The 19368-nt window shown below is 54.2% G+C and carries 16 protein-coding genes; 9 read left to right on the top strand and 7 right to left on the bottom strand.

Going from position 1 to position 19368, the window contains the following annotated elements:
- Positions 1 to 62: 62 nt before the first annotated feature.
- Both PSE_RS08400 and PSE_RS08405 read right to left on the bottom strand, forming a co-directional pair.
- A complete protein-coding gene (locus tag PSE_RS08400; RefSeq protein ID WP_008549911.1) occupies positions 63 to 1859 on the bottom strand; it encodes an acyl-CoA dehydrogenase C-terminal domain-containing protein in 1797 nt (598 codons plus the stop codon).
- Between the two features lie 245 nt (positions 1860 to 2104).
- Positions 2105 to 2785, bottom strand: a complete 681-nt coding sequence (locus tag PSE_RS08405) for a helix-turn-helix transcriptional regulator (protein WP_041768922.1) — start codon at positions 2783 to 2785, stop codon at positions 2105 to 2107.
- Between the two features lie 134 nt (positions 2786 to 2919).
- On the opposite strand from PSE_RS08405, the gene PSE_RS08410 reads away from it, so the two are divergent.
- Together PSE_RS08410 and PSE_RS08415 are read left to right on the top strand one after the other, a co-directional pair.
- Positions 2920 to 3240: an NIPSNAP family protein gene (locus PSE_RS08410; RefSeq protein ID WP_008549957.1), complete on the top strand. Its 321-nt coding sequence runs from the start codon at positions 2920 to 2922 to the stop codon at positions 3238 to 3240.
- A 30-nt stretch (positions 3241 to 3270) separates the two neighbouring features.
- Positions 3271 to 3579: an antibiotic biosynthesis monooxygenase gene (locus PSE_RS08415; RefSeq protein WP_014284456.1), complete on the top strand. Its 309-nt coding sequence runs from the start codon at positions 3271 to 3273 to the stop codon at positions 3577 to 3579.
- Between the two features lie 142 nt (positions 3580 to 3721).
- Here the strand turns inward: PSE_RS08415 and PSE_RS08420 are convergent, their stop codons facing one another.
- Positions 3722 to 4168 (bottom strand): MerR family DNA-binding transcriptional regulator, encoded by a 447-nt coding sequence (locus tag PSE_RS08420; RefSeq protein ID WP_008549503.1) that lies wholly within the window; start codon positions 4166 to 4168, stop codon positions 3722 to 3724.
- 478 nt (positions 4169 to 4646) lie between these two features.
- On the opposite strand from PSE_RS08420, the gene PSE_RS08425 reads away from it, so the two are divergent.
- The 3 genes from PSE_RS08425 to PSE_RS08435 all read left to right on the top strand — a co-directional run bounded on the left by PSE_RS08425 (position 4647) and on the right by PSE_RS08435 (position 11060).
- Positions 4647 to 9191, top strand: coding sequence for a peptidoglycan-binding protein (locus tag PSE_RS08425; protein WP_014284457.1), 4545 nt, complete (start codon positions 4647 to 4649; stop codon positions 9189 to 9191).
- A 157-nt stretch (positions 9192 to 9348) separates the two neighbouring features.
- Complete coding sequence (locus tag PSE_RS08430) at positions 9349 to 10278, top strand: sulfite exporter TauE/SafE family protein (RefSeq protein ID WP_008549954.1); 930 nt, start codon at positions 9349 to 9351, stop codon at positions 10276 to 10278.
- Positions 10275 to 11060 carry a TIGR02186 family protein gene (locus PSE_RS08435; RefSeq protein ID WP_014284458.1) on the top strand — a complete coding sequence of 262 codons (786 nt, stop codon included), beginning with the start codon at positions 10275 to 10277 and terminating at the stop codon, positions 11058 to 11060. The genes PSE_RS08430 and PSE_RS08435 overlap by 4 nt, the downstream gene beginning before the upstream one ends.
- 64 nt (positions 11061 to 11124) lie before the next feature.
- On the opposite strand, the gene pdeM is transcribed toward PSE_RS08435, so the two are convergent.
- Complete coding sequence (pdeM, locus tag PSE_RS08440) at positions 11125 to 11796, bottom strand: ligase-associated DNA damage response endonuclease PdeM (protein ID WP_014284459.1); 672 nt, start codon at positions 11794 to 11796, stop codon at positions 11125 to 11127.
- A gap of 68 nt (positions 11797 to 11864) precedes the next feature.
- The gene (locus PSE_RS08445) at positions 11865 to 14393 is read right to left on the bottom strand and encodes a ligase-associated DNA damage response DEXH box helicase (RefSeq protein ID WP_014284460.1); all 2529 of its coding nucleotides are present in this window, start codon (positions 14391 to 14393) and stop codon (positions 11865 to 11867) included.
- 446 nt (positions 14394 to 14839) lie between these two features.
- Between PSE_RS08445 and PSE_RS08450 the strand changes: the two genes are divergently transcribed.
- The 3 genes from PSE_RS08450 to PSE_RS08460 all read left to right on the top strand — a co-directional run bounded on the left by PSE_RS08450 (position 14840) and on the right by PSE_RS08460 (position 16782).
- A complete protein-coding gene (locus tag PSE_RS08450) occupies positions 14840 to 15232 on the top strand; it encodes a DUF4440 domain-containing protein (protein ID WP_008549914.1) in 393 nt (130 codons plus the stop codon).
- 258 nt (positions 15233 to 15490) lie between these two features.
- The gene (locus PSE_RS08455; protein WP_014284462.1) at positions 15491 to 16114 is read left to right on the top strand and encodes a 2-hydroxychromene-2-carboxylate isomerase; all 624 of its coding nucleotides are present in this window, start codon (positions 15491 to 15493) and stop codon (positions 16112 to 16114) included.
- Between the two features lie 143 nt (positions 16115 to 16257).
- Complete coding sequence (locus PSE_RS08460) at positions 16258 to 16782, top strand: hypothetical protein (protein WP_014284463.1); 525 nt, start codon at positions 16258 to 16260, stop codon at positions 16780 to 16782.
- 59 nt (positions 16783 to 16841) lie between these two features.
- Here PSE_RS08460 and PSE_RS08465 read toward each other — a convergent pair whose 3' ends face one another.
- Together PSE_RS08465 and PSE_RS08470 are read right to left on the bottom strand one after the other, a co-directional pair.
- Positions 16842 to 17711, bottom strand: coding sequence for a thioesterase family protein (locus PSE_RS08465; protein ID WP_014284464.1), 870 nt, complete (start codon positions 17709 to 17711; stop codon positions 16842 to 16844).
- Positions 17712 to 17780: 69 nt separating this feature from the next.
- Entirely contained in the window at positions 17781 to 18746 is a 966-nt protein-coding gene (locus PSE_RS08470; protein ID WP_041768157.1) for an alpha/beta hydrolase, read from the bottom strand.
- A gap of 204 nt (positions 18747 to 18950) precedes the next feature.
- On the opposite strand from PSE_RS08470, the gene PSE_RS08475 reads away from it, so the two are divergent.
- Positions 18951 to 19355 carry a secondary thiamine-phosphate synthase enzyme YjbQ gene (locus PSE_RS08475; protein WP_014284466.1) on the top strand — a complete coding sequence of 135 codons (405 nt, stop codon included), beginning with the start codon at positions 18951 to 18953 and terminating at the stop codon, positions 19353 to 19355.
- Positions 19356 to 19368: the final 13 nt, after the last annotated feature.

The raw sequence follows: 19368 nt of genomic DNA on the forward strand, positions 1-19368 counted from the left end.
CGAGAATAAGGCAGGACAAGAGCTCAGGATAGGTCCTGAGCTCCTGAGTTGCGATAAAGTGATTAGAACGCTTCCGCGTCCAGGCTCATCATGGTTTCAGAGCCGGTGGAAATGCGTGCCAGATGCGCTGAAGATTCAGGCATCACGCGTTCCATGAAGAAGGTGCCAAGGGTCAGCTTGGTTTTCAGCCAGTCTTCCTGACCGTTCGCGCCGTCTTTGATCTTGCGGTTCGCAGCAATCGCGATCTTGGTCCACATGTAACCAAGAGCCACCAGACCAAACAGGTGCATGTAGTCGGTAGAACCAGCACCCGCATCATCCGGGTTCTTCATAGCGTTCTGCATGAACCACATGGTTGCGGCCTGCAGGTCTTTCAGGGACTGCTTCAGACCCTTCATGTAAACGCCAAGCTCTTCGTCGCCTTCGTGCTCTTTGATGAACGCGCCGACTTCCTTGAACCATGCCTGGATTGCACGACCACCATTTGCTGGCAGCTTACGGCCAACAAGGTCGAGCGCCTGAACACCGTTAGCCCCTTCATAGATCATGGCGATACGAGCGTCGCGAACGAACTGCTCCATGCCCCATTCCTGAATGTAGCCGTGACCACCATAAAGCTGCTGAGCCATAACGGTGTTGTCAAAACCCTTATCAGTCAGAACGCCTTTAACGACAGGTGTCAGCAGACCCATGATGTCGTCAGAGGCCTGCTTTTCAGCATCATCCTGAGACAGGTGGGACACGTCACCATGCAGAGAGGTCCACATGTAAAGCGCACGTGCTGCTTCGTTGAAGGAACGGATGGTCATCAGCACACGGCGGACATCCGGGTGAACGATGATCGGATCAGCTTGTTTCTCCGGATTTTTAGGTCCGGTCAGCGAGCGCCCCTGAATACGGTCCTTCGCGTAGGTCACAGCGTTCTGGTAAGCCACTTCAGACTGAGCCAGACCCTGAATACCAACGCCAAGACGTGCTTCGTTCATCATGACGAACATCGCACGCAGGCCTTTGTTCTCTTCCCCAACGAGATAGCCCACGGACTCATCATAGTTCATGACACAGGTCGCGTTGCCGTGGATGCCCATCTTCTCTTCGATGGAACCAACGGACACACCGTTCATCTCACCCGGATTTCCGTCCGCATCCAGCTTCTTCTTCGGTACGACGAACAGGGAAATACCCTTGGTGCCTTCTGGAGCACCTTCGATACGTGCCAGAACAAGGTGGACAATGTTCTCGGAAAGGTCCTGATCACCAGCGGAGATGAAGATCTTCGTGCCGGAAATCTTGTAGCTGCCATCGCCCTGTGGCGCTGCTTTTGTGCGCAGCATGCCAAGGTCGGTACCGCAGTGTGGTTCGGTCAGGTTCATAGTACCTGTCCACTCGCCGGTCACCATCTTCGGCAGGTAGGTGTTTTTGATTTCGTCGTTTGCATGAACAAGCAGAGCTGCCATCGCACCGGCGGTCAGGCCAGGGTACATCGCAAACGCTTGGTTTGCGGAACACAGATACTCGTTCAGAATAACAGAAAGGGTTGCAGGCATGCCCTGTCCGCCGTACTGCTCAGGAATGGACAGACCGCCCCAGCCAGCTTCCACGTAAGACTGGTAAGCCTCTTTGAAGCCTGGAGGTGTTGTCACGGTTCCATCGTCATGGCGGGTACAGCCAATCTTGTCGCCGCTCTGGTTCAGTGGCTGCACGATCTCTTCAGAGAACTTTGCGCCTTCTTTCAGAATAGCTTCAACAAGATCCGGCGTTGCCTCGGCGAACCCTGGCAAGTTGGAATGTTTCTCGTAGCCCAAAACGTCCTTGAGCAAAAAGAGGGTATCTTCAACGGGAGCACTATAACTCGGCATCTCAATTTTTCCTTCCGACCAACCCTAGAGGCATGGCTTTAACGTTTGCGTAAACGTCAACTTGTTTCGGAATATAGAGCGCCCTCGCGCCTGCGGCAAGTTATACCCAAGTGTAATTTCTTAGGGGCAGGTACGTATCCGCGGAATCCTGCGGGTTCCCACCTGATAACTTCCCTGTGAAATCTCAGTGTGCCTTGCCTCTAGCACTATGAAAGTGACGGGTAACCTTTGTCTGCCCCTCAATTTTAAAGGGAAAATATGGCGTGAAAGCGAGAATCGCCATCTCTTGAGAACTCAATGATGCGACTACCCTCAACACGCTTGGCCCAGCCTTGGTCCAGAAAGAACGAGAGTAGGGAAGTCCCCGCAATCCCCGCCAGATGCGAGCGCCGCGCACTCCAATCCAGACAGGATTTGCACAAAGGCCGCCGTTTCGTCTCCTTCTCAGGAAGCACCACACCCAACTCCGTCAGGAACGACCGACCGTCACCCGTCAGATGCAACTGCTCGCCATCTTCCACGAGGAAATCCCGCGCCAGCAAGCTGTCATAGGCCTGCACACCATACTCACCCGCCAGATGATTGTAGCAAACCCGCGCTTTACGCAGGGCAGGTTCCTTGGGGCCAGTGCGCACGCGCGTCATCCCGGTGCGCATGGCAATTCCGCTCATGGCCTCCAACAGAGCCGCCACATCACTGTCGGCCAGACTGTAATACTTGTGCCGCCCTTGTTTACGCAGGCTCACCAGCCCGGCCTCGGCCAGACGGCTCAGGTGAAAGCTAGAGGTCTGCGGCGTCACCCCAGCTTCCTGTGCCAGCTCACTGGCGGTGAGGGCAACGCCAGTCATCAGAGCCTGCAACATGTTTGCCCGTGCCGGATCTCCAATCAGCGCGGCGATCCCGGCAATGTTCGGTCCTTCTTTCATGTGCGGCTCCATTCGTGAAACAGTCTCCGGACTATAGCACACACAAAGAAGTGATAGTTCGATCATGATCGAAACAACACCGCATTTCGCCTTGCTACACCATCAGCATCAACAAACCGAACCGGAGACCTGTGATGCTTACATGTATCATCCGCTATGAGATCGATCCGACAAAACGTGCGGAGTTTCAACAGTATGCCCGCAACTGGGGGCAGGCGATCCCACGCTGTGGTGCAGATCTGATCGGCTATTATGCGCCCCATGAAGGCTCCACCACATTGGCCTATGGCATCTACAATGTACAAAGCCTTGCTCACTACGAAGAATACAGAGCCACCCTTGCCAAAGACCCGCTGGGGCGTGAAAACTATGAGTTCGCAATGAGAGAGAAGTTCATCCTTAAAGAAGACAGAACCTTTCTCACCCTGGCATCTGCACCACATGCCAAGCCCTGATCGCCATTCTAATCAATGAAAGTTCCCAGCATGATTGCCGTTATCTTTGAAGTTGAGCCCTTCGCAGACCACAAAGCCAGCTATCTGGACATGGCCGCCTCCATTAAGCCGGAACTGGAGAAAATCCCGGGCTTTATCTCCGTGGAGCGCTTTCAGAGCCTCACCAATCCTGAGAAAATTTTATCATTGTCATTTTTCGAGGATGAAGAGGCCGTGCTGCGCTGGCGTGCTCAGGAAAAGCATCAGGAAGCACAGCGGAAGGGAAAAAGCGAATATTTCCAGAAGTATCGCATCCGCGTAGCGAGCATTTTGCGAGATTATGGCTTGGATAACAATTAAATTAAGAAACAGCACAAGCACGAGCGGGCTTCAATAGCTGAATTTTATTGAATGTATTCTCAGGGAATATATTGGAGCGCTCAAATAGGGCGGCTCAACAAAAAAGGTGGGGTTTATGCCCCACCTGTCCGAGCTTGAAAAATCAGCTCTTTTTCTCTCGTAGCATACCTTCGACAATCGTCACGGTGCGCTGCAGATCTTCAATCGCTTCATCGATATTGGCGCGCTGACCTTCCAGAACCTTGATCTGTTCCTGAAAGCGTCCAAGAGCTACCTCCAGCTGCGTGACCTGACCGTCGCGCAGATCATAAAGGTCCAGCATATCGCGAATTTCTGAGAGCGAAAAACCGACCCGCTTGCCCATCAGAACCAGCTTCAGGCGTGCGCGATCCCGACGGTTATAAATACGATTAAGCCCGTCACGCTTAGGATTCAGGAGTCCCTTATCCTCGTAAAACCGAAGAGTGCGGAGTGTAACATCAAATTCTTTTGCCAGATCACCAATTGAAAACTGGGTCTTCTTTCCCTTACCCAGCTCATTGGCAACAACATCAACAATCATCTCATTGATATGTAGGGCTTCGCTCATCTGCTTGACCTGTTCTTTTTTGCTTCCGCGACACTGTCGGTAACCCGCGACATGTGTACATGAGTACATGCTAAATGATGCACCGCGCAATTTCTATCAAGTTTATACATTGGCAGGAACACGTAGGTCTAGCAGAAGCCGCTTGATAACCCTTAATTCGGGTAAATCAGAACACGAATTATTTTCATGAGTTGGTTCCGTAACCCCTAAAAATGCATGGTATCTGCCCGACAACAGCCATAATTCACATTCCTTAAGGGCTCTTCACGCAGAATTCGACCTATTAACCCACTATTTACCCTAACGAGTAAAAAAATAGTCCCACGAGTTTTGAGACCGGTGCAAAACCGCAAAGTGATTCGTTCCTTGACCTATTCATGCACTGCGTAAGGCAGTTGACGTTGATTGAAAAATTTGGATTAGGGCAAGTGAACAGGACACCGCGCGGGACCGGACAGTTTTATGGGGCCCTTCAGGCATGTCTTGGAATAAACCAGAATTTGGAAAATCCGCTTCAGACACGTCCTTTGGTGAAGGGCTGGATGCAGACCACATCAAGTGGTTGGAGGAAAGTGGAATGGCGCAACGAAATCCTGCAGCAGCAAGGCATGCGACCCACTCTCCATATGCTGACGAGTATGGTGGCGCGAGCCAGCAACCCTACGGACAACCTCAGCCAACCTCTCAGGAAGAGGCGATGAATGAAGTTGCACAGGCATTAAGCCGCCTGATGCATGCAGAACAAGGCCGTCCGTCCCGTGGTTATGGCGAACCTCAGCCGCAGCCACACGCACACAATCCGCGCCCGCGCGATCCATGGCACCGCTCTGATCTGAGATCCGGACTGGACCAGTCCACCAGCCCGCATGCCTACGAAGACCAGTATGATCCGTCCGTGGATCAGCACTTGTACGCACGCGCCGGTATCTCCCGTGATCCGCTGTCACATCCGCGCCCGCCAGTCATGCGCCGCAATGAGCAGCCTGCCATGCGCCCTGCGCCAGAGATGGGGGCTGCTTATGCGCCGCGCCATCCAGCCGAGCCGTACGCTGAACCTGTTCCAATGCCAATGCGCTCTGAGCAACCGTCTGCTTACTCACCATCTCCTTCACCACAGGAAAAGATGGAATGGGCTGCCCCACCTGCAAAGCAGGAAGAGGCGCCAACCGCAGAAAATTCCAAGGTCAAGCGCATCAGCTCTGTTCTGGATGCACTGAACGCTCTGGACGAGCGCCTCAATTCCCTTGCTCATAACGAGAATGAAAAAGGGAAGGGCATGCCGTTCAAGGCTGAAAGCAATGCATCTAATCGTCAGCCTGAGCCAGCACCGCAAGAGCCATCCTGGGCACCAGCTGCACAAGACTTTAGCCGCCCGCCTGTGACCCAGATGGAGCCGCGCTTCAACACCGCTGCAGCCCCTCATGGTGTGCAGCCGCAGCAAGCGCCACAGCCTGCCATGCAGCAGCCGGAAAAATCTGCAGAGTATTCCGAGCTCAACACAATGATCGACGGCCACTTCAAGCATTTGGCCGAACAGCTCGACAACATGCGTGAGCCGGATGAAGCACGCTTTGAAATGCTTCACGATGGCATGCAAACCCAGCTCAACAGCCTGCGCGATGAGATGATGGATCGGACCTCCGACAATCGCGCCCAGCTTTCTGAAATCATCGGCCGTCTGCGCGATGAGGAAGGCAACGGCCTGCTGCTCAAGGAACTGCGCCACGAGCTGGAGCAGATGAAGGCATCTCTGTCCCGATCTGACATCGAAGACAGCCTCAACGCTCTGGGCATGGCCCATGCATCTATCCAGTCCCGCTTGCAGGAACTGGCAGAAAAAAACGTTGACCCGGCGATTTATGAGAGCCTGTCCCAGCGCATGGCAGAGGTGGAAACACAGATCCGCCAGTTGCCACGTGTGGACCAGCTCAACTCGCTTGAAAACCGATTGTCCTCTATGGGCGATCGTCTGGAAGATGTTCTGCACCGTTCCGGCACCGCTGGCCTTGAAGTTGTGCGCGAAGAAGTAGCACAGCTCAGAAAAGTTATTGATCGTCTGGACTCCGGTCGCATGATCCATGATGTGGATCAGCGCATCCGCTTCCTGACCGCACGCATGGATGAGCTGGACCATTTCTCCGCCATCCAGCGCGATATTCAGTCCCGCCTCAGTAGTGTTGAAACACGCATGCCGGATGGCGAAGTGATCGATCGCCTGCATGGTCGTCTGGACTCCATCTCCAACATTCTGGCTGAAGGCCCGGAAAACGCAGGCAACAGTGACCAGCTGAACCGTCTGGAAGAGCGTCTGTCCAACATTGGTCAGCAGCTGGACCGTATGGAGCGCAGCCCGGAAACCTCAACCGGCTTCGATCAGGCGTTCACATCCATCGAAGGCCGTCTCGATCACCTTTGCAACAAGGTGGATGATATCGAGGTCCGCCTCGCTGACACTTCCTTCGAAGTTGCTTTGAACGAGAACGAAAGCGCAGCGCTCGCCCGTCTTGAACAGCGTGTGATGACGCTAACCCAGATGGTGGAAGACAGCGCACACGGCGGGTCTTCTGACAAAGCTCTGTCCATGATCCGCGCCGAGATTGCAGAACTGCGTGGCCACATTGGCGCGCTGGCAACCAATGGCGACATCGAAGCTCAGCTGCAGGATCTGGCAGCAACCATCTCCAGCCCATCTGGCCTGTCTTCTGACGTCGAAATTGACCGTCTGGAACAGCAGATTGCAGACCTGTCTCACAAGCTGGATATGTCACAGAGCCAGTTCGGCTCCATCGGCAATCTGGAAAACAGCTTCGGCTCCATTGAGCAGGAGCTCAAAGGCCTGCACACCGACATGGTGGACAAAGCCCAGCAGATCGCTCAGGACGCCGTAAAAGCAGCCACTAACAATCTGGCTCTTGGTAACGGCGAGCATCAGGGTGAAGCTGTTGAAGCAGCAATCTCCGCGCTCCGTCTCGACCTGCAATCCCTGCTGGAAGCTTCCGGCCAGAAGGGTGATGTGGACCAGCATGCGCTGCAAGACGTGCGTGATGTTCTAGGCACCATCTCCAACCGCCTGGAAAATCTGGAAAGCATCCGCGCCGCCATTGGCGACACTGAGATTTCCGAGGAACACCAGAAGCTGGTTGGCGACAAGCAAATCAGCAGCATTCTGGGCGCTTTCAACATGGGTCGCAAAGGCAACACTGCTGCACAGTCAGCTGTCGCCACCGAGCCGGAAGAACCACGCAACCGTAAGGCAGATTTCATCGCCGCTGCACGCCGGGCCGCCAAAGCAGCCGCCAAGGAAGCAAAAGAAGCGAAGAAGGAAGACGCCAAGCCAGCATCCGGCAAGAGTAAAGCACCGGAACGCGCGCGTCGCCTGCGGGACTACATCAGCCCGAACCGCACTAAAAACGTTGAGGTGCCTGAAAGCCTGCGCGCCAAAAAGGCTGCCGCAACCGCTCAGGTTCTCAGCAAGCTTCAGGTCGCTGAAGAGCCAATCTCTCTGAGTGCAGAAGATATGGTTCCTGAGACAGAGACTGCTGTTAAAGAACCAATCAATCTGTCCGCAGAGCCTGTTGAGCTGGGCAAAGCTGAAAAGCCAGCCAAAGGCAAGAAGAAGGAAAGCAAATCCAGCCGCCGCCGCGCGATCATGCTGGCAGCTGCTGCAATTGTTCTGACCATCGGCGCTTTCCAGGTGTTCAAGTCTGGCGTCTTCTCCAGTGCTGATGGCGTGGATACTGCCGGTTCTGAGGCACAGCCAAGCATCATGGCGCCAAACGCTGAAATGCCAGGCAAAGACGACACCTCTCTGCTGAGCGGTGGTGTTGATGCAGTAGCAGCGCCTGACGTTCTCAGCAGCGCAACCGGTTTGCCATCAGAAACAGAGTTACCGTCACCTGTTAGCTCCACAAGCATCTGGCAGTCCGGCTCCGCCACAGCGCCGTCCGAACCAACCAAGGAATTGGTTTTCGGTCAGGCAACGGATATTGGCCCGGCAGCTGGAAACGCCCAGCCAACCCAAAAAGTTGCGCCGGAAGTTGCCGCTGACCCAATCACCACTGCGAGCGTTCCCACTTCTCCGCAAGCATCGGCAACGAGCTTTGGTGAGCACGTGACACCAATCATCCCACAGCCGCCAATCCAGCAGGTTGCGCCAAACCAGTCCGCCTACGATCTGCCATACGCCATCGGTCCGATGGACCTGCGTTCCGCAGCCGTTTCCGGTGATGCTGCCGCGCAGTTTGAAGTGGCGCGCCGCTACACCGAAGGCAATCTGGTTCCGGCAAACCTCGGGTCCGCCGCTGAATGGTACCGCAAGTCCGCCGCACAAGGTCTGGCACCTGCGCAGTATCGTCTGGGCAGCTTCTACGAGAAGGGCCGCGGTGTTGTGAAAGATCTGGCACAGGCGCGTGACTGGTACTCACTGGCTGCTGCTCAGGGCAACATCAAAGCCATGCACAATCTGGCCGTGCTCTTCGTGGAGGGCATCGATGGTGAGCCTGATTATACATCCGCCGTCAAATGGTTCCGCATCGCTGCGGACCATGGCGTAGCAGACAGCAAGTTCAACCTGGCAATCCTTGCAGCCCGTGGCCTCGGCATGGAGCAGGATCTGGTCGAAAGCTACAAGTGGTTCGCTCTCGCTGCCCTTCAGGGCGATGAGGATGCAGCTGGCAAGCGTGATGAAGTTGCCGCCAACCTCACCAAGCGCCAGCATGCAGAAGCACTGGAAGCCGTCGCGACCTATCAGATGAAGCCAGTTGACCCTGCTGCGAACAAAGTTGTGATCCCGACCGAATGGTCCGGCAAGCCGAAAACCACCGTTTCACAGGCGGGTTCTCCAACTGTGAAGAAGATGCAGCAGGCGCTGCTGAACATGGGGTACGATCCAGGCAACCCGGATGGTGTAATGGGACCAAACACGCGCCGTGCAATCAAAAGCTTGCAGGCTCGTTTAGGAATGGAAGCAACGGGTGAACCGGACCAGCGCCTGATGACGGCACTGGCCTCTCAGACCATATAATTTAACGTTATTAGGGGATTTCTGGTTAGATTTGCACTTGCTGCTCCGCGTAGATTGACAGAGCGTCTGGAATGGCGCTTAACACTCTACAATGTTGTTGGATAAATGGTGACTCGGGGCGCGCTGTCAGGTCACCTGTGTTACCCGCGGTGCCATTTTGCAGATCTATCTACCCATCGCAGAACTGCCGATTAATGTCTTCATGATTTTCGCCATGGGCGGAACCGTCGGGTTCCTCTCAGGGCTGTTCGGCATTGGGGGCGGTTTCCTCCTCACACCGCTGCTCATCTTCTCCGGAATTCCGCCAGCAGTCTCCGTTGCGACCGTCACCACACAGATTGTCGCCAGCTCTGCATCCGGCGTTCTGTCCTACTGGCGCAAAGCGGGCATTGACTTCAAACTGGCAGGCGTTCTCCTGTGTTCCGGTGTGATCGGCTCGGCCCTCGGCGTCTGGATCTTCGGCATTCTGCAAAGACTTGGGCAGCTGGATCTGGTGATCTCACTGGCCTACGTCACCTTCCTCGGCACCATCGGCGTGCTGATGCTGGGTGAATCCATGAAGGCCATCATGCGCCGCAAAAGTGGCAAGGAACCCGCCGGACGCAGACCCGGACAGCACAACTGGGTCCATGGCCTGCCATTCAAAGTCCGGTTCCGTCGCTCCAAACTCTATGTGAGTGTCATCCCGATCTTCGGCATCGGCAGCTCCATCGGGTTCCTCGGCTCAGTCCTCGGCATCGGCGGCGGCTTCATGATGGTGCCTGCGCTCATCTATCTGCTGCGCGTACCAGCCAACATTGTGATCGGCACGTCCCTGCTGCAGATCCTCGCCACCATGGCGGTGGCAACTTTCCTGCATGCCATCAACACCCAGTCCGTGGACATCGTGCTCGCCCTCACGCTCATGATTGGCGGCGTCATCGGCGCCCAGTTCGGCGCTCAGGTAGGACAGGGCATGCGCGGCGAACACCTGCGCCTTGGCCTCGGCCTGCTGGTGCTGCTCGTCGGCCTGCGCTTTGCGTTCAACCTCGTTGTGGAACCGGAAGATCTGTACTCCGTCAGCGTGATTGAGGAGCCAGTCAAATGAGGCTCGCACTCCAATCCCTGACCACACTGTTGACCGTCACGCTGATCGCATTTTCCGCTGCTGCACCGGCACTTGCCGAGAAGCTCGTCTCGGCCGTCTCATCTTCCCGCGTGGCCATCACCTCCAACTTCACCGGAACGCAGATCCTCGTTTACGGTGAGATCGCCAGAGACGCAGAAACCGTCTCCAGAACCGGCAGTCAGGATGTGGTGGTGGTCGTGGAAGGCCCGCTGGAGCGCGTCACCACCTGGCGCAAGGATCGTATCCTCGGCCTCTGGATCAATGCCACCTCGCAGACGTATATCGCCGTGCCCAGCTTCTATGCTGTTCACGCCACCGATGACCTGCGCAATATCGCCTCAGAAGACTGGCTCAAGCAGTACCGCATCGGATTGGAAAACCTGCCGCTCGCAGCCTTGGGCACCCGAGCTCCGGCCACTGAGCGCAAGGCGTTTAAAGAAGCCTTCCTGCGCGACCGCGTTCAGCACGGCCTCTATTCGCAGATGTCCAAGTCCATCAACTTCCTGAGCCCGACCCTGTTCTCCACCACGGTTGACCTGCCAGCCACCATTCCGACTGGCGACTATAAGGTGACAACCTTCCTCTTCAGTGGGGGCGTGCTGCTGGACAGTCAGGAGCAGGTGCTGACCGTGGCCAAGATCGGCTTTGAGCAGGTGACCTTCAACCTGTCTCGCCAATACCCAGCTGTCTACGGCGCACTGGCCATCATTCTGGCCCTGTTCACCGGCTGGATCGCAGGCGTTATCTTCAAGAAAGACTAGGAAGCAACAAGCTCAGCCATTGCAGATAAAAGAAAAGGCCCTCAACTCAGAAGGGCCTTTTTTGTTAATCGCTTAAGAGCTTGGAAGCCGTGAACGGGAATAATCGCCCGTTACCCAGCATGAACACCGAGAACCGCTTCTGCGCAAACACGTCAGTAAAGGCTGTGTCCATCACATTCAGGCCACCCGTCAGGGCTCCAAAGGCTGGCAGCACAAGGCGATTGCCGTTGGTCGCAAAGCAAGCTCTGCGAATGGTGCGGCCCATGCGGCGCACTTTGGCTGCCGGATGCAGGTGTCCGCAAATCTCGCCACGTTCTGCGCCTTCCTTCGGCTCATGGCGGAAGCTGAGGGAACTGATGGACAGTTCCTCATAGCGCTCACCACAAATGTGGCTGGCAATCTCAGGATCGTGGTTGCCGGTGATCCAGATCCACTCACGCCCCAGCTGCATGGTCGCCAGCATGGCAAGATACGCCGCTGGCATGCGCTCGGAGCTTTCACTGTCATGGAAGCTGTCACCCAGACAGATGACACGGCTTGGATTGAACAGGTCAATAAGAGCTGCCAGCTTTTCCAGCGTGGCAGCCGTGTCATAAGGGGGCAGCATAAGCCCCTTACTCTTGGCAATACTGGCTGCTTTTTCCAGGTGAAGATCCGAGACCACAAGGGTCCGTTCTTCTGGCCACCACAGGGCTCCACTGTCGTGAAGGCCAACAAGTTCTCTTGCGAGAGACAAGTCATGGCATACAGGAATAGGTTGACGATAACTCGGTTCTACTCGTGGCTGCAACTGACTGTTAAGTCTCACAATTGGGCCTCCAGTATCAAATCATCTGCTGCGTCCGCCAGCAGCGCTTCTGTCGCACTTCCAAAGATAGGCTCTTTCCCAATCTCAAGAAGAACCGGAACAGCCAATGGGGAAACACGACCCAAAGCACTATGCGTGATTCTTTTGTCGATACGAGAAAGAAAGTGACCTAAACGAGAGATATCCAAAAGTCCTGTTGCTGCATCTGTCCATGTCGCCTGTAAAAGCAGGTGCTCCGGCTCGTGTTCATGCAGTACGTTATAAATAAGATCCGTATTTATAGTTATCTGCCGCCCGGTTTTCTCTTTACCGGGGTGGCGTCTTTCAACAAGACCAGAGATCATGGCACAATTTCTAAAGGTACGTTTCATCAAACTACTTTCAGCAAGCCACGCTTCAAGGTCATCTCCAAGCATATCTTCTTCAAACAGCTCATCCAGCCGCAGGCGCCCACTTTTAATCGCCAGCCCCATATCCCGCAGGCCCCACAGGGCCAGAGAGTACTCCGTGGCCACAAACCCCAAGGGGTGCAGGCCAGCGCGCTCAAGGCGGCGTGTCAGCAGCATACCAAGCGTTTGGTGAGCCAATCTGCCTTCAAACGGATAGCACACCAGATAGTGTTTATCGTTCCGCGGAAAGGTCTCTACCAGTAGACGTTCATAATCTGGTAACTGTGATTTATCTTTTTGTAGCTCCAACCATTCGCGAACCTGACCGGGTAAAGATGACCAAGTGTTAGGATCAGAGGCAAAATGTCGAACGCCTTCAGCTAGATAAGTACTGAGAGGGAATTTGCCCCCTTGATAGCTGGGGATCTTCGGATCCTGTGAGGAACTGCGAGACACATAGGCCTCACTTTCTTTAAGGCCTTCAAACTTCAGCACTTGTCCGGCAAACACGAATGTATCACCCACCGCCAGCTGCTCAATGAACCACTCTTCAATCTCACCCAGCATCTTGCCGCCAAATCCCAAGGGGCGTTTGCTGTTGGGGCCACGTGGCTTCACCTGCCGCACTTTAAGCGTGGCCGCATCTAAAATGGTGCCGGAGTTGAGCCGGTACTGCTGGGCAAACTGAGGGTGAGAAACGCGAAACAGCCCCTCCTTGGTCGGGCGCAGCTTGGCGTATCTGTCATAAGCCTTCAGCGCATAACCACCAGTGGCCACAAATTCCACGGCCTTCACAAAAAGATCATAGTCTAGATAGCGGTAGGACTGGCTGCTGATCACTTCCTCATAGAGCTTTTCAGGCTCAAAGGGAGCTGCACAGGCAACGCACATGATGTGCTGGGCCAGAACATCCAGCCCGCCCTGACGAAGGGGAGGGGTATCCTGCTCTCCAGCCTCTGAAGCTTCCAGCGCTGCCTGACACTCCAGCACCTCAAATCGGTTGGACGGCACCAGGATCGCCTTGGACGCCTCATTCATACGGTGATTGGCACGGCCAATGCGCTGTGCCAGACGGCTTGCCCCCTTGGGCGCCCCCACATTGATCACCAGATCGATATCACCCCAGTCAATGCCCAGATCCAGCGAGGAGGTACAGACAACCGCCTTCAGCTGACCTGCCGCCATATGCGCTTCCACCTTGCGGCGCTGGCCCACATCCAGCGAGCCGTGGTGCAGGGCAATCGGCAGTGTCTCCTCATTGATGCGCCAAAGCTCCTGAAATAACCGCTCAGCCTGAGAGCGCGTGTTCACAAACACCAGCGTGGTGTTGTGGGCTTTGATCTCCTCATAGATCTCCGGCAGGGCATAAATGCAGGAATGACCAGACCACGGCAAACGCTCCTGCGTTTCCAAAATGCTGATATGCGGCTTGGCTCCACCTTTGGCCTGCACAATCTCCGCATGGTGAACCTGTTGCGACAGGGGTTGCTCCACCAGATACGCCCGCAGATCATCCGGATGCGCGATGGTAGCGGAAAGCCCGATACAGCGTAGGTTTGGCGCCAGCTTGCGCAAACGCGTCAAAGCCAGAGCTAACAAGTCACCGCGCTTGGACGTCACCAACTCATGCAGCTCATCCAGAATGACATACTGCAGATCAGCAAACAGCCGCTCGGCGTTCTTGTCAGACAGCAGGAGTGAGATCTGTTCCGGCGTGGTCAGCAAAATGTCCGGCGGAATACGCTTCTGCCGCTGCTTCTTGTGGCTTGGCGTATCGCCAGAGCGGGTCTCCAGTTTGATGGAAAGACCCATCTCCTCAATCGGCACTTCAAGGTTCCGATGAATATCCGTCGCCAAAGCTTTGAGGGGAGACATGTAAAGCGTGTGCAATCCGCCTGAGCCTGAGGACGCAGCTGCCCCCGGTTGGCGCTTCTCAGCCTTCGTGCGTTGGTGCAGATCCACCAGACTGGGCAGAAAGCCCGCAAGAGTCTTACCGCCCCCGGTGGGCGCGATCAAAAGCGCGGAGTTGCCAGCGGTCACTTTCTCAAACAACTCCAGCTGGTGCACACGTGGTGCCCAGCCACGGCTGTCAAACCAGTTGGTGAAGACGGAAGGAAGGTGAGAGGTATCTGCCAACAACGAAATGTCCGATCCTGAAAACAGTTGAGCGCACTTTGCCACCAATGATCACATGTGCCAATCAGAAATGGGGCAAACCAAGAACATATTCAGTGTATCTCCGAAAGGTGGGCACCGGTTTTCGGATAAAGATACGCGTGAAACAACAGCTAAAGCAGCTCAAACGGTTAGGTTTTAAGGAGAACTACTTTAGCGCAAGCCCGCAGGGAGGGGGATAAATCGATCCTGCTCAAGTCAGGACTGTCAAACCATGAGATTTATTCTGTGATGTGGTTGGGAAACCGGCATAAAAAGCGGAAAATACCCATGAATTTTGTTTCCTTCTGAAAAAAGGACTGGCAAACTAAGCCCTATCCACGGCATATAAGGGAAAACGGGCTTCAGAGCCCGACCTACGTGAAAAATGCTGGCACATCAATAAGCTGGGAAAAGGGGCAGTCACTATGAGTGTTCAGGACGAAACAGAACTAATGCTCTCCGAGTTGTTTGATAGCTATGCAGATGCCTATGAGGACTATGACGCCGGGCAGATCGCAGATTGCTTCGCATTTCCATGCGTGATCTGGCAGCTGGAAGAAGGCCACGTCTTCAACGACAAGGCCGAACTCTGCGAGAACATCGAAGCGCTCCTCGAAGTGCACCGCGAGCATTATGTGACCTCTTCCATCTACGAAGTCGTCTCCTCCCACATTTCAGGCTCCACCGCGAGCGTCAGCCTCGACTGGCAGCAGGAAGATGACGAAGGCGAAACCATCTTCGATTTCACCTGCCACTACCTGCTCATCAACATCGAAGGCCAGTGGAAAATCGCAAGCATCGTGAATGAGCCTGCCTGATTGAATTCCTCTCAGGAATGAAGAATGAAGCTCCCATCCTTCAGGTTTGGGGGCTTTTTTGCATTTGAACGCACCAAAACCATAAAGAACGCAAACCAACGCACCAAAGAACGCAAACGGGATTAGACTGCGTAAACGGATATTTGCAGGCCTCATACGTAATGCGCGTTTTTGTGAACGCTTGTGCAGGGCTTACCCATTGAAATCCGGCTTTTTTTGCAACAGGATAAGCTCGACTGTATACAGTGGGGAACAATCATGACAGCACAGATCGATTACTTTTACACGCACCTGTCACCATGGGCATTTCTGGGTCATCAGGAGTTCCTGCGCATTGCGGAAAAGTATGATGTCACCGTGACCTTTCGCCCGGTCAACCTTGCTGTGTTGTTCCCGCTCACCGGTGGTCTGCCACTGGGCAAACGCCATCCAGCCCGCCAGAAGTACCGCTTCATCGAGCTTCAGCGCTGGGCAGAAAAGCGTGGCGTGACAATGAATTACAAACCAGCCCATTTCCCAACGGATATTGCTTTGGCAGACGCCATCGCAATTCTGCTGCAGGAGCAGGGCGGCCCGGTCGGTGCTTATTCCCAGAAAGTGTTCGAAGCCGTCTGGCAAAAAGACCTTGATGCTGCCGGGGAGAACGTCCTCTCTGATATTCTCAAAGAGCTTGGCCTTGATGCGGATAACTTACTCGAAGCGGCAAAATCCGCCGATATGCTGGAAGCCTACACGGTCAACTCCCGCATGGCAGAAAAGGCAAATGCCGTCGGTTCCCCAACCTATCTGCTCAACTCCGAGCCGTTTTGGGGACAGGATCGCCTTGAACTGCTGGAAGATGCGTTGAAAAGTGGACGCGGCCCTTACGAAAGCCTCGAGTAGTCCCCATTTCACTCCTATGTCTGATCGGATGGTCAAGGCGCTCTGATTGCTGCTAAACTGAAAGCCATACCTGCCAGCAGGTGTGGCACTGCAAGCATCTGACACCTTAACTCATTGATTTGAAACAGAGATGGGAAGAAGTCGTGAAACAGTCTTATCTGGCCAGTGGAATTCTCGCCCTCGCAATCGCGACGGGTGCACCAAGCGCATTTGCCGAAAGTGAGCCGGAAGTTCCCGTTCGCTTCGAAATGCAGGAGACGGATAACGGACTGCTGCGGCTAGACACCCGCACGGGGATAGTTTCCCTATGCTCCAACAAAGGCGACAAACTTGTCTGCCAGCCCTCGATTGATGGCATTAAGGTCTATGAGGACGAAATCACCCGACTGGAAGCAGAAAACGATAAGATGCGTCAGGAACTTAGACGTATCTCCGAAGCACTTGCTACCCTGACCGAAGACGCCAGCATCGCCGCTATCAAACCCGAAGCCGGCCTCGACCTCTCCCTCGCCAAACCCCAGGAAGAAGGTTGGTTCGGTAAAGAGGAAGAGCAAAAGCTCAATGAAGCGCTGGAGTTTACCGAAAACGCCATGCGCCGTTTCTTCTCTGTTGTCGAAGAAATGAAGGATGATTTCCAAAAAAATGAGCAATCCGGCTCTGCCAACTGAGCGGGCATAAAAAAACCGCCTTCACAAGAAGGCGGTTTCTAATTCCTTGATCACAAAGCTTATTGGCTCTGCAATGCCACCAAAGCAGTGCGGAAATCTTCAGTCAGCGGAACAGTCTTGCGGCTGTTCAGGTCCATGCTGATGGACACCTGATCACACACCGCAGCCAGTCGCTTAGTCCGCGCTTCAAACAAATGATGACGGATTGTAAACGTGTTTTCCTGCACGCTGGTCAGCGTAGAAATCACCTGCACCATATCACCCAGCTTCAACGGGCTGATCCAGGAAAGCTTCTGCTCCAGCGCAACACGGCCATATTCGTTCTCATCCAGCCACGCCGTATTCATCGGCGTCCGCTCCCAAACATGGGCAGCAGCATCAGAGAAGCAAGAAAGTGCAAACGCATCTTCCGCTTTCTGCTCAGCGTTCAGATGACGCGGCAGAACAGTAGAGCGACCAGTAATCATCGCACCACTCTTCAGCAAATCATCAACGGTCGGCTTACCGGAAAACGGGCTAGGAGAGATGCCACGTGGAACCGCTGGCTTGGAGATATTCTCTTCAACGTCTTTAAAGCGAGCACGAAGCTGCTTTGCAGAGGAAGGGTTTGGCGTGTAGCCGTCAATCGCGGTCGCACAGATTTCCCCGGTTGAGCCTTCAATCATTTCATGCACAACGGAGAGCATGTGAGGACCATCGAAAGCCACGTATGACTTAACTGTAATCAATGATGCAGCAACCAACTCTGCATGATAACGCACATGCCGAACCCGGCGCGCACCAACCAGTGCTTCGCTAAATCCGGTCAGCATTCTAAATTGACGGTCAGCTTCTTCAAACTTGGAGAAGTAAAACTGCACGTTCAGATGGTCGTTCTCGTCGCATTCCCATGTATTCACAAACGAGAGAAGTGTTTCTAAGCTTGCCATATCCAACCCTTTGTGCAGCCTCGGTCCATAAGCGCTACTGCGATACCCCACTAATTATTAACAATTAGCTCAGGTCGAACCGAATTTCGTCCGAAAAAAACTATCTATCCTTTGGGTGCTCAGCTTGGCAAGAGCAAGATCAAAACTTTGAAAAACATGACATCCATGGGGATAAACCTCAAGTGAGGCGTCCACTCCAGCTGATTTCAACCTGGACGCGAGAAAACAAGTATCATCCAGTAGGGGATCTTCTGTACCTACACTTAACAGTGTCGGCGGCATTCCTTCCAGCCGGGCATAGAGTGGGGAGATCTGAGGATCTTCAGGGCTTTCCTCTCCCATCAAAAAGTGCTTTCCAAACATCCGCATATCCCGCGTGGTTGGAAACAAGACTTCATTTCCCCACAAACGAGCAGAGGGCGTCAGGCCGATATCATACCAACCTGCTAGTAAAACCAATGCTTTAAAGGGAACCATGCCGTGTTTATCACGCAGCCGTAATGCGGTTATCAGGGCCAGAGTTGCCCCCGCGCTTTCCCCTGTCAGGCCAAAGCTACTCCATCCAAATCTGCTTGCCCCTTCATTCAAAATCCAATGACAGGCCGCCTCACAATCATCCGGTCCCTGCGGAAAAGGACACTCCGGTGCAAGTCGATACTCAACGGAAACCACGTCTAATCCGGTGTTTTTTGCCATCTCTTCAAGATAGGGATCCTGAAAAGCGGCCGAACCAAAAACAAACCCACCACCATGAAAATGGACAATAACGCCCTTTGATGAATTTTCGTCAGCTCTGAATAAGCGCAGTGAGATTGGCCCGTGTGGTCCTTCAATCTCCAGTTCCTCTGCATTCTCTGAGTAGGTAGGGATCGGAAAGGCGCCCAGCCCTTGCAGGCGGCGTTCACGGGTAACAGAAGGGGGAAAACTCCATTGATCAGGGAGCGCTCTCAGCTGCTCCGTCATTTCCTTGTTAAATGCCTTTGCTTCTGCGGCAGCCTCTTGACTTATCGACAGAGGGGCGAAATTCTCAGCCATGTAGTTTCTCCGGAAGCGACAATAAACAGTTGCCAATATGTTTGTTATAGAAGTTGTCGCGCAATCTCGCGTCAAAGACAACGACACGATCTTAATTAACTAATAATAAGGGGATGGGTTTCCAGCATGTCGGGTTGGTCGAAAACAAAGAATAGCTGCGAGGTCTGGACAATTGACAGCGGCCAGACGCAACTCTCCCAGTCCATGGGAAGACTGGTCTTCATGACACAAGGTCTCGGCTTTTATGAAGTCACCAACGAGATCCGCGAGTGGGCGAAGTCTGTTCAGCTCAAAGATGGCCTGCTCACCTTGTTTGTCCGCCACACCTCTGCATCTGTCACCATACAGGAAAACGCTGACCCAACCGTCTTGCAGGACCTGCAAAAGGCCCTTGCAAACGTAGCGCCGGAAAATGGTGGTTGGCTTCATTCCTATGAAGGCCCGGATGATATGCCCGCCCACATCAAAACCATGCTGACTGGAGTGTCCTTGCAAATTCCAGTGGTTGATGGGGATCTGGATCTGGGCACCTGGCAGGGTATTTACCTGATCGAGCATAGAAGAGCGCCACACCGACGCTCAATGACCCTGCATTATCTTGGCTCATAACCCCAGTTTCAGA

This window comes from Pseudovibrio sp. FO-BEG1 (assembly GCF_000236645.1).
Taxonomy (GTDB): Bacteria; Pseudomonadota; Alphaproteobacteria; order Rhizobiales; family Stappiaceae; genus Pseudovibrio.